Source organism: Streptomyces cinnamoneus, from assembly GCF_014650495.1.
GTDB lineage: Bacteria > Actinomycetota > Actinomycetes > Streptomycetales > Streptomycetaceae > Streptomyces > Streptomyces cinnamoneus.
This window is the reverse complement of record NZ_BMVB01000015.1, coordinates 88280-98975: the sequence shown is the minus strand read 5'-3', so window position 1 is coordinate 98975 and position 10696 is coordinate 88280. Positions and strand designations below refer to the sequence as shown.

Here is a 10696-nt window from a genome sequence, read left to right as displayed (position 1 = left end):
TCGGCGCGTAGCGCCGTCGAGCAGGGAGGTCTGGGGGCACCTCCCAGCGGTAGCTGGGGGAGGGTCGGCGCGTAGCGCCGTCGAGCAGGGAGGTCTGGGGGCACCTCCCAGCGGTAGCTGGGGGAGGGTCGGCGCGTAGCGTCGTCGTGCAGGGAGGTCTGGGGGCACCTCCCAGCGGTAGCTGGGGGAGGGTGGGCGCGTAGCGTCGTCGTGCAGGGAGGTCTGGGGGCACCTCCCAGCGGTAGCTGGGGGAGGGTGGGCGCGTAGCGCCGTCGAGCTGGGAAGTCTGGGGGACCTCCCCGCGGTCCGCCAGGGTGGGTCAAACTCGCCCACTTATGGGCCTCCCTGGTTGCGTAACCGGCACCCTGACGTAAGCGTTGAGACCGAAGACGTCTAATCTGCTCATCAGTTCAGTTGTGATCGCGTAGGGGTCGGAGGCCGGCATGGCGGCGCTCGCTTGGTTGCTGATTCCGGTAGGTGCGGCGGTCGCTGCCGCCCTGTGGGGAAGCTGGGCGGCTCGTAACCGCAAGAGCGGTGATGTTGCGGAGCTGGCCGGTTATGAGAAGTTCCGGCGGGCGATGGAGCGGACCGAGTCCGGTTCGTAACGACCGCTGTGGCGGAACGTCCGGTACCTGCCCCGTACGGACCGCCCCGGAAGTGGACTGTCGGACCCGTCCCGTACTGTCGTTCCATGCCCCGCCGCACCGCGACGATGCTCGCCTCCCTCTTGATGCTGATCGCGCTCCTGTGCGCAGGCGTGCTGATCCCCGTGCCCTACTCGGAGATGTCCCCGGGGCCCACGGTCAACACCCTCGGTGAGCACGGCGGCGAGCCGGTGCTGCAGATCTCCGGCCACCAGACCTACCCGACCACCGGTCACCTCAACATGACCACGGTCCGGGTGACGGGCTCGCAGTACCGCATGAATCTGGTCGAAGCGGTCTACGGCTGGATCGCGCACGACAACCTGGTCGTTCCGCACAGCACGCTCTACCCGGACGACAAGTCCCCGGACGAGCTGAACCAGGAGACGGCGGAGGAATTCAGCCAGTCCCAGGAGAGCGCCAAGGTGGCCGCGCTCAAGGAGCTGGGCATCCCGGTCGGCGCCCGCGTCGTGGTCTCCTCCGTGGTCAAGGGCAGCCCCGCCGAGGGGGCGCTGCACGCCGGCGACGTGATCAAGGCCGTCGACGGTACGGAGATCAAGCAGCCGGGCGACGTGGCCAAGCTGGTCACCCGGCACAAGGCGGGCGAGAAGGTGTCCTTCCTGATCGTTCCCGCCAAGGAGGCGGCCGCGGCGGAGAAGGAGAAGCGCCGGCCCAAGGTCGAGGACACGGTCACGCTCGTCACGCACAAGGCCCCCGACGACGACCGCGCCATCGTCGGCATCCAGGCCGGGACGGACCACACCTTCCCGTTCTCGATCAACATCAAGCTGGCCGACGTGGGCGGTCCGAGCGCCGGGCTGATGTTCGCTCTCGGCATAGTGGACAAGCTCACCCCGGAAGACCTCACGGGCGGCAAGTTCATCGCCGGCACCGGAACGATCGACGACACCGGCAAGGTCGGGCCGATCGGCGGCGTGCAGATGAAGACCGTCGGGGCGCGCGCCAAGGGCGCGCGCTACTTCCTGACCCCGAAGGACAACTGCGCGGCCGCCGCGAAGGACACCCCCTCGGGCCTGACCCTGATCAAGGTCGACACGATCAAGGACGCGCTGCAGTCCCTGGAGAAGCTCCGCAAGGGGGACACGGCCGGCCTGCCGCAGTGCGCGGCCCGCTAGCCGGCCCCCCGGCCCGGCCGGCCCCCCGGCCCGGCCGGCCCCCCGGCGGCGGTCAGTCGGCGAACGTCGCCGCCAGGGCCTCCGCGAGGCCCGGCACCAGGTCGGCGCCGGTGAGGACCTCGGTGGGGGAGTCCTTCTCGCGCAGCCGCACGGCCGACTCGCGGGCGCCGTCGCGCAGCACCGCCACCGTCATCCGGACCTCCTGGCGGTCCGGGTGCTTGGCGACCCATGCGGCGAGCTGCTTCTCGTTCATGCCGTGGGGCACCGATGCCTCGGCGGACGGCGGGAGCATCAGGCGCTCCACGGTCAGGGCGCACCCTGCCACGGCGTCCGGCCAGGCGATGGTGCCGAGGAACTTGTCGAGGGCGGTGCCGGGCGGCAGCTCCTCCTGCTCGATGGGGGTGAAGGAGGCGGTGTTCGCGGCCTCGTCGTCGAGGCCGAGCTGGGCGGCCAGACCGGGCTCCTGGGTACGGAGCCTGGCCGTGTCGACCAGGGCGAACAGCCGCGCGGGCTGGTCCCAGCCGAGACCGGACGCATACATGTCGATTTCGAGCACTGCGCGCGTCAGCGGGCTGGCTGCCATGGGGGTGCTGGGCTCGTGCGAGCCGGGAAGGTTCGAACCGGTATTGCTGGACATGGTCAATATCGTGCCCTGAGAAAGCCCGAAAACGGGAACCGAGTAAAGCCTCGGTAAGTTGCAGCAGTGGGTTCCCTCATCCCCGGGGCCCTGATCGACAGCTCCATCGACAGCGAACTTCGAGGTGCGCACCTTGGCTTTCCAGATGCCGGACCGCGGCGGAGGCCCGACAGGGCCACGGATCAGAGTCGGCCGACCGTCCCGGCGTGTCCGGACCCTGCTGACCACCCTGGGCGTGCTGGCGGTGCTGGCCATGCTCTTCGTCATGTTCGCCGGGTTCTGGACGGACTGGCTCTGGTACCGCTCGGTGCACTACTCGTCGGTCTTCACCACCACGCTCGGCACCAAGATCGGCCTCTTCGCCGTCTTCGGCCTGCTGATGTCCCTGGCGGTGGGGACGAACATCTGGCTGGCGCACCGCCTGCGGCCGCCGCTGAGCGCGATGTCGGCCGAGCAGCAGAGCCTCGACCGCTACCGCATGAGCATCGCCCCGTACAAGAAGTGGGTGCTGCTGGCGGTCACCGCGCTGGTCGGCCTGGTCGCGGGAGCCTCCGCCGCCGGCCAGTGGCGCACATGGCTGCAGTGGGTCAACGGCGTGTCCTTCGGGCAGACGGACCCGCAGTTCCACAAGGACATCTCCTTCTACACCTTCGACCTTCCCTGGTACCGCTTCCTGCTGAGCTTCGGCTTCGCCGCGGCGGTCCTGTCGCTGATCGCGGCCGCGCTGGTGCACTACCTCTACGGCGGCCTGCGGCTGACCAGCCCGGGCGGCCGGGCCACGGCCGCGGCCACCGGCCACCTGTCGGTGCTGCTCGGCATCTTCGTGACGCTCAAGGCCGTCGCGTACTGGCTCGACCGGTACGGGCTCGCGGTCAAGTCCAGCGGCCTGAAGTCGACCGAGGGCTGGACGGGCCTGCGGTACGTGGACGCCAACGCCTACCTGCCGGCCAAGACGATCCTCTTCATCATCGCGCTGATCTGCGCGGTGCTGTTCTTCGCGACGCTGTGGCGGCGCACCTGGCAGCTGCCGGTGATCGGCTTCGGCCTCATGGTGCTGTCGGCGGTGCTGATCGGCGGGCTCTACCCGGCGATCGTGCAGAAGTTCCAGGTCCAGCCGAACGAGCAGGCCAAGGAAGCGCCGTACATCAAGAAGAACATCAACGCCACGCGTGAGGCGTACGGCATCGACGGCGCCCAGGTGAAGGACTACCAGGGCACCAGCGACCTCAAGGGCAAGAACAAGGAGAAGCTGCGGGCCGACGCCGACTCCACGGCCAGCCTCCGCCTCCTCGACCCGAACATCGTCTCGCCCACCTTCCAGCAGCTCCAGCAGGTGCGCGGTTACTACCAGTTCCCGTCCACGCTGGACGTCGACCGCTACAAGGTCGACGGCAAGGAGCAGGACACGGTCATCGGTCTGCGCGAGCTCAACATCAACGGCATTCCCGAGCGCAACTGGATCAACGACCACTTCAAGTACACCCACGGCTACGGCGCCATCACCGCGAAGGGCACCTCGACCGGCGACGGCGGTTCCCCGGACTTCACCGAGAAGAACCTGCCGACCGAGGGCAAGCTCGGCTCGTACGAGCAGCGCGTGTACTACGGCGAGAAGACCACGCAGTACTCGATCGTGGGCGGTCCGCAGAAGGAGCTGGACTACTCCGGCGACCAGGGCGAGAAGAGCTACAGCTACAAGGGCAAGAGCGGTGTCGACCTCTCCAGCCCCGTCAACCGCGCCGCCTACGCCGTGGCCTTCGGCGAGCCCCAGATCCTCTATTCCGGGGCCATCGGGGAGGGCTCGCGGATTCTGTACAACCGCACCCCCAAGCAGCGCGTGGAATCGGTCGCCCCGTGGCTGACGATCGACGGCGACGCCTATCCGGCCGTGGTCGACGGGCGCATCCAGTGGATCGTCGACGCGTACACCACGACCAACGGCTATCCGTACGCCTCGCGCACCACCCTCGGTGACACCACCGCCGATTCGCTGACCACCGGTCAGCGTGCCGTGGTGGCCCAGCAGAACCAGGTCAACTACATCCGCAACTCCGTCAAGGCGACGGTCGACGCCTACGACGGCACGGTCAAGCTGTACCAGTGGGACACCAAGGACCCGGTGCTCAAGACGTGGATGAAGGCGTTCCCCGGGACGGTGAAGCCGAAGAGCGAGATCAGCTCCGGCCTGATGGACCATCTCCGGTACCCGCAGGACCTCTTCAAGGTCCAGCGTGAACTGCTCACCCGCTACCACGTCACCAATCCGGGGACGTTCTACACGGGAAGCGAGCGCTGGCAGGTGCCGGACGACCCGACCAACAAGTCGGGCAACGCCGTTCCGCCGTATTACCTGAGCATGCGGATGCCGGACCAGAAGCAGCAGTCCTTCTCGCTGACGACCACGTTCACCCCGAAGAGCCGGGAGAACCTCGGTGCGTTCATGGCCGTGGACGCCGACGCGAAGAGCCCGGACTACGGGAAGATCCGGGTCTTGAAACTGCCCGCAGAGAGCCCGACGTCCGGCCCCCAGCAGGTGCAGAGCAAGTTCAACGGCGATCCCGAGATCGCCAATAAGATCAATATCCTCAAGCGCGGCGACTCCGAGATCGAGTACGGCAATCTCCTGACCGTGCCGCTCGACGACGGACTGCTCTACGTCGAACCCGTCTACGTCCGGGGTGCGGGCACCAACTACCCGCTGCTGAAGAAGGTTCTGGTCACCTACGGTGACAAGACGGCCTTCGAGGACAACCTCACGCAGGCGCTCGACGTGGTGTTCGGGGTCAAGGCGCCCGAGCAGGGCACCAAGCCGCCCGCCGAGGGGACGACCAAGCCCCCGGCGACCCAGGACCCGACGGTCAAGCAGGCTCTCAAGGACGCCCAGGACGCGTTCGACGCCGGCCAGAAGGCGCTCGACTCCAAGGACTGGGCGGCCTACGGCAAGGCCCAGCAGGACCTGAAGGACGCGCTCGAACGCGCTGCCAAGGCGGAGGCCAAGGCAGCACAGAACGCCCCCAAGCCGGGCAGTTAGCCGGTACCGCCCCGCGCCCGTGGTACGGTTGTTCCACAACGGCGCGGGGTGGAGCAGCTCGGTAGCTCGCTGGGCTCATAACCCAGAGGTCGCAGGTTCAAATCCTGTCCCCGCTACTGAAAGACAAGGCCCGGAGTCCTCGGACTCCGGGCCTTGTTGTACGTCCGGGCGGCCCGACGGCCCTGCGGCGCACGGAAGACGGCCGGCGGCCGACCGGACACGCCTCGTCTGTGCGGGTTGTGTGCGGGGCTTTTGATTAGAGTTTGGGGCAGCGCCGTGTCGGGAAGTCGGGAAGTCGACAAAACGCCGAAGTGACCTCACTGGCTGCGGTATTCCAGGTGTACGCAGGTTGCGGGAGTGCGACGATGGGACTTATGGGGGACAAGGCGAGGCTGTTGGAAACGCGCCGGCTTGTAGCAGCTCCCGGGGACGGGAGCGATCAGGACGACCAGGACCCGTCGTCGTTCGGCCCGGGGGAGACCACCGCCCCGGACGCCGGCTGTGCCACCGAAGCGGCGGACCTGGAGCTGGAGACAGCACGCCGCCGCGCCGCCGAGTCCGGGGACCCCGCATCCCTGAGCATGCTCGGCGCCCTGCTGCTGCGCCGCGGCGACCTCGACGGCGCCGAACGCCACCTGCGGGCCGCCACCGCCGAGGGCGACCGCTCCGCGGCCAACAACCTCGGCGTCCTGCTGCACCAGCGCGGCTACGCCGACGAGGCCGCCACCTGGTGGCGCGTCGCCGCCGTCGCCGGCTCCGCGCCCGCCGCCCATGCCCTGGGCCGCTACCACCGCGAGCGCGGCGACGAGCCCGCCGCCGAGTACTGGCTGCGCCAGTCCGCGGAGTCCGGCCACGCCCTGGGCGCGTACGCCCTGGCCGACCTGCTGGAGCACCGCAGCGACGTGGGCGCCGAACGCTGGTTCCGTGCCGCCGCCGAACGCGGCCACCGCGAGGCCGCCTACCGCCTGGCCCGGATACTCGACGGCCGGGCGCCGCGGGCGGGCTCCGCGGCCGGCGGCCTCGCCGGGAGCCTCGGCCCCGCCACCGGCACGCGGCACGTCTCCGCCGGCGGCGGCGACACCTCCGTGCGCGACCTGCGCGCCGCCGCCGCGGGCGGCCGCCGCCAGGACGGCCCGGCCGGCGAGGCCGAGCAGTGGTACCGCCAGGCCGCCGCCCGCGGCCACCGGCGCGCCGCCCTGCATCTGGGCACCCTGCTGGAGGGGCGCGGGGAGACCCAGGAGGCCGCCCGCTGGTACCTGACCTCCGCCAAGGACGGCGAGCCGCGCGCGGCCTGTGCCCTCGGCTTCCTGCTGCGCGACGCGGGCGACTGCGACAGCGCGGCCGTCTGGTGGCGCCGCGCCGCCCAGGAGGGCGACGGCAACGCCGCCAACGCCCTGGGCGCCCTGCACGCCGACCGGGGCGAACCCCAGCAGGCCGAGCGCTGGTACCGCGCCGCCCTGGACGCCGGCGACGTCAACGGCGCGTACAACCTCGCCCTGCTCTGCGCCGAACAGGGCCGCACGGCCCAGGCCGAGCAGTGGTACCGCCGGGCCGCCTACGCGGGTCACCGGGAGGCGGCGAACGCGCTGGCCGTGCTGCTGCTCCAGGGCGGCGACTCCGCGGGCGCCGAGCCGTGGTTCTCCAAGGCCGCCGAGGCCGGCAGCGTGGACGCCGCCTTCAACCTGGGCATCCTCTACGCCGAGCGCGGCGAGGAGCAGCTGGCCTTCCAGTGGTACGAGCGCGCCTCCGCCGCCGGGCACACCGACGCGGCGCTGCAGGTCGCCATGGTGCTGCTGCGCGACGGCGGGGCCGACGACGTGGAGGCGGCCGAGCGCCACCTGCGGGTCGCCGTGCGCGGCGGCAGCCCCGAGGCCGCCTTCCGGCTGGGCGCGCTGCTCGACCGCGACGAGGACACGCGCTTCGAGTGCGAGGAGTGGTACGAGCGGGCCGCCCGCCAGGGCCACCGGCGCGCCCAGGTGCGCCTGGGGATGCTGGTCGCCGAGCGCGGCGACCTGGCCGCCGCGGCCCACTGGTACCGCGAGGCCGCCGAGGCCGGCAGCCGCAACGGCGCCTTCAACCTCGGCCTGCTGCTCGCCCGCGAGGGCAGCGAGCCGGAGGCCGCGATGTGGTGGGCCCGGGCCGCCGAGGCCGGGCACGGCCGCGCCGCGCTGCGGCTCGCCCTGCTCGCCGCGCGCCGCGGCGGCCTGGCCGAGGGCCAGATGTGGTGCGCACGGGCCGTGGAGCTGGGCCCGCCCGAGGTCGCCGAGCGCGCGGCCCGGCTGCGGGACGCCCTGCAGCAGGAGCTCAGCGCGTAGCCGCGGACGCGGGCGGCCGGAGGGGCGGCGTAAGCGGCTGTGTAAAGGGATTTGCCCCTGGGGTCACGGACGGGTTAGGGTGGTGTCAACGACGCGGGGTGGAGCAGCTCGGTAGCTCGCTGGGCTCATAACCCAGAGGTCGCAGGTTCAAATCCTGTCCCCGCTACTCTGGGCAAAGGCCCGGATCCTTCAGGATCCGGGCCTTTGTTGTGCTCGCCGCCGTGCCACCGCAGCTCGGCGGGGCGGACCGGGCCGAGGTGGCCCGCAGCTCACGCCGTGCTGCAGCTGGGGCAGATCCCGCGGTAGGTGACCTCGACCGTCGAGACCTGGAAGCCGAAGCGCTCCTCGGCGGGGAGCCCGGCCAGGAGGTCGCCCGCGGGGTGCACGTCGCGGATCGTGCCGCACCGCGAGCACACCAGGTGCTGGTGCGCGTGGTGCGCGTTGGGGTCGTAGCGCTTGGCGCGCCCGTCCGTGCTCACCTCCAGGACCTCGCCCAGCGAGACGAGCTCCCCGAGGGTGTTGTAGACCGTCGCGCGCGAGATCTCGGGCAGCAGATCGGCCGCCTTCGCATGCACTTCGTCGGCGGTGTAGTGGACGTGGTCGCCGTCCAGGACTTCGGCGACGACGCGCCGCTGCGCGGTCAGCCGCCAGCCCCGGCCGCGGAGCCGTTCCAGCAGGTCACTCATGCCATTCACCTATCAGTCAGATAGGACCAGCGTAGCAGCGGCCCTTGTCCATCCATGGAATCGATATTTATGTCTCACCCATCTTGACTTAGACAATGTCCAATGTAGGATCGAAGCCGGTTCGAGACGCGGAATCTGTGGCTCGGGCCATGAAGACGATCTGACGACGGAGGCGTACGTGACGACGAACGGCCAGGCGGCAACGGCGGCGGGCCCGCTGACCACGGAGTCCGGTGCTCCGGTCGCGGACAACCAGAACAGCGAGACCGCGGGCCAGGGCGGTCCCGTCCTCGTGCAGGACCAGCTGCTGCTGGAGAAGCTCGCGCACTTCAACCGCGAGCGCATCCCGGAGCGGATCGTGCACGCCCGCGGCGCCGGCGCCTACGGCACCTTCACCGTGACCGCGGACGTCAGCCGCTGGACCCGGGCCGCGTTCCTCTCCGAGGTCGGCAAGCAGACGGAGACGTTCCTGCGCTTCTCCACCGTCGCCGGCAACCTCGGCTCGGCGGACGCCGTGCGCGACCCCCGCGGATTCGCGCTGAAGTTCTACACCGAAGAGGGGAACTACGACCTCGTCGGCAACAACACCCCGGTGTTCTTCATCAAGGACGCCATCAAGTTCCCCGACTTCATCCACACCCAGAAGCGCGACCCGTACACCGGCTCGCAGGAGGCGGACAACGTCTGGGACTTCTGGGGCCTGTCGCCCGAGGCCACCCACCAGGTGACCTGGCTCTTCGGCGACCGCGGCATCCCGGCCTCGTACCGCCACATGAACGGCTACGGCTCCCACACCTACCAGTGGAACAACGAGGCCGGCGAGGTCTTCTGGGTCAAGTACCACTTCAAGACCGACCAGGGCATCAAGAACCTCACGGTCGACGAGGCCGTGCAGGTCTCGGGCATGGACCCCGACAGCCACCAGCGCGACCTGCGCGAGGCCATCGAGCGCGGCGACTTCCCGAGCTGGACCGTGCAGGTGCAGATCATGCCGGCGGACGAGGCGGCGAACTACCGCTTCAACCCGTTCGACCTCACCAAGGTGTGGCCGCACGAGGACTACCCGCCGATCGAGATCGGCAAGCTGGAGCTCAACCGCAACCCCGACAACATCTTCGCCGAGGTCGAGCAGGCGATCTTCTCGCCGGCGCACTTCGTGCCGGGCATCGGCCCGTCCCCCGACAAGATGCTGCAGGGCCGGCTGTTCGCCTACGGCGACGCCCACCGCTACCGCGTCGGCATCAACGCCGACCACCTGCCGGTGAACCGCCCGCACGCCACCGTGGCCCGCACGAACAACCGCGACGGCTACGCCTACGACGGCCGCCACGGCCGCGCCAAGAACTACGAGCCCAACAGCTTCGGCGGCCCCGTCGAGACCGGCCGCCCGCTGTGGCAGCCGCTCCCGCTCACCGGGGTGACGGGCAACACCGAGGCCCCCTCGCACGCCGAGGACAACGACTTCGTCCAGGCGGGCAACCTCTACCGGCTGATGTCGGAGGGGGAGAAGGAGCGCCTGATCGCCAACCTGGCCGGCTTCATCGCCAAGGTCTCGCGCGACGACATCGTCGAGCGGGCCGTGGCCAACTTCCGCCAGGCGGACCCCGACTACGGCAAGCGGCTCGACGCCGCGGTCCAGGCCCTGCGCGGCTGACGGCCACTGGACGCTTGCCGTACGAACCGGAGAGGCCGGACGCCATGGGGCTCCGGCCTCTCCGGCCTGTCCGGGCCGTCCTCACACGGGCACGGCGCCCGCCCGCTCCCGGGCCGGCAGCCAGCAGCGGATGATGTCGCGCACCGACACCACGCCGACGGGCTCGTGCTCGTCGAGGACGACCAGGTGCCGGAACTCGCCACGGGACATCGCCGCGGCGGCCTCCTCCAAGGTCCACCCGGGGGCGGCGAAGACCACGTCCGTGGTGGTGTGGCCGTGGGCGGTCTCGCGGTCGGGGTCCTGCCCCGCCCCGACCGCGTTGAGTATGTCGCGCTCGGTGAGGATGCCGAGCCCGCAGGTGTCGGGGTCGAGGACGACCGCCGCGCCGACCCTGCGCGCGGACATCAGCCGTGCGGCCTGCCGGAGGGTGTGTGCCGGGCCGATGGTGAGGACCACCGTGCTCATGGCGTCGCGGACGAGCATGGCCGTAAGCCACCTCCTTGGTGGACTGCGGAACAGTCCCGGAAGAATGAACTCCGCCCCGGGCGGAACGCCGGGGGTTCACAAGTTCACAAGCGTCGGGACTGTCAGCG

General features: G+C 70.4%; 8 protein-coding genes and 2 tRNA genes. 7 read left to right on the top strand and 3 right to left on the bottom strand.

All coding sequences use genetic code 11. From position 1 onward, the window contains the following. Positions 1-443: 443 nt before the first annotated feature. Positions 444-605, top strand: a complete 162-nt coding sequence (locus IE182_RS21170; RefSeq protein WP_190111469.1) for a hypothetical protein — start codon at positions 444-446, stop codon at positions 603-605. A gap of 86 nt (positions 606-691) precedes the next feature. Next, positions 692-1780, top strand: coding sequence for a YlbL family protein (locus tag IE182_RS21165; RefSeq protein WP_190111468.1), 1089 nt, complete (start codon positions 692-694; stop codon positions 1778-1780). 52 nt (positions 1781-1832) lie between these two features. Here the strand turns inward: IE182_RS21165 and IE182_RS21160 are convergent, their stop codons facing one another. Next, positions 1833-2417 carry a PPA1309 family protein gene (locus IE182_RS21160; protein WP_229844989.1) on the bottom strand — a complete coding sequence of 195 codons (585 nt, stop codon included), beginning with the start codon at positions 2415-2417 and terminating at the stop codon, positions 1833-1835. Positions 2418-2562: 145 nt separating this feature from the next. Between IE182_RS21160 and IE182_RS21155 the strand changes: the two genes are divergently transcribed. The 4 genes from IE182_RS21155 (at position 2563) to IE182_RS21140 (ending at position 7929) form a co-directional block, all read left to right on the top strand. After that, positions 2563-5448: a UPF0182 family membrane protein gene (locus IE182_RS21155; protein WP_190111515.1), complete on the top strand. Its 2886-nt coding sequence runs from the start codon at positions 2563-2565 to the stop codon at positions 5446-5448. A gap of 42 nt (positions 5449-5490) precedes the next feature. Then, positions 5491-5564 (top strand) — tRNA-Met (locus tag IE182_RS21150). A 249-nt stretch (positions 5565-5813) separates the two neighbouring features. Next, a complete protein-coding gene (locus IE182_RS32515) occupies positions 5814-7763 on the top strand; it encodes a tetratricopeptide repeat protein (RefSeq protein ID WP_190111467.1) in 1950 nt (649 codons plus the stop codon). 92 nt (positions 7764-7855) lie between these two features. After that, a tRNA-Met gene (locus tag IE182_RS21140) sits at positions 7856-7929 on the top strand. A gap of 103 nt (positions 7930-8032) precedes the next feature. On the opposite strand, the gene IE182_RS21135 is transcribed toward IE182_RS21140, so the two are convergent. Continuing rightward, positions 8033-8449 carry a Fur family transcriptional regulator gene (locus IE182_RS21135; protein WP_190111466.1) on the bottom strand — a complete coding sequence of 139 codons (417 nt, stop codon included), beginning with the start codon at positions 8447-8449 and terminating at the stop codon, positions 8033-8035. A gap of 160 nt (positions 8450-8609) precedes the next feature. Here IE182_RS21135 and IE182_RS21130 point away from each other — a divergent pair, with 160 nt between their 5' ends. Then, positions 8610-10103, top strand: coding sequence for a catalase (locus tag IE182_RS21130; protein ID WP_373303592.1), 1494 nt, complete (start codon positions 8610-8612; stop codon positions 10101-10103). A gap of 81 nt (positions 10104-10184) precedes the next feature. Here IE182_RS21130 and IE182_RS21125 read toward each other — a convergent pair whose 3' ends face one another. Then, complete coding sequence (locus tag IE182_RS21125; protein WP_190111464.1) at positions 10185-10586, bottom strand: CBS domain-containing protein; 402 nt, start codon at positions 10584-10586, stop codon at positions 10185-10187. Positions 10587-10696: the final 110 nt, after the last annotated feature.

Coding starts and splice junctions, on each gene's coding strand:
- IE182_RS21170 (WP_190111469.1), top strand. CDS start 444: ATGGCGGCGCTCGCTTGGTTGCTGATTCCGGTAGGTGCGGCGGTCGCT.
- IE182_RS21165 (WP_190111468.1), top strand. CDS start 692: ATGCCCCGCCGCACCGCGACGATGCTCGCCTCCCTCTTGATGCTGATC.
- IE182_RS21160 (WP_229844989.1), bottom strand. CDS start 2,417: ATGTCCAGCAATACCGGTTCGAACCTTCCCGGCTCGCACGAGCCCAGC.
- IE182_RS21155 (WP_190111515.1), top strand. CDS start 2,563: ATGCCGGACCGCGGCGGAGGCCCGACAGGGCCACGGATCAGAGTCGGC.
- IE182_RS32515 (WP_190111467.1), top strand. CDS start 5,814: ATGGGACTTATGGGGGACAAGGCGAGGCTGTTGGAAACGCGCCGGCTT.
- IE182_RS21135 (WP_190111466.1), bottom strand. CDS start 8,449: ATGAGTGACCTGCTGGAACGGCTCCGCGGCCGGGGCTGGCGGCTGACC.
- IE182_RS21125 (WP_190111464.1), bottom strand. CDS start 10,586: ATGCTCGTCCGCGACGCCATGAGCACGGTGGTCCTCACCATCGGCCCG.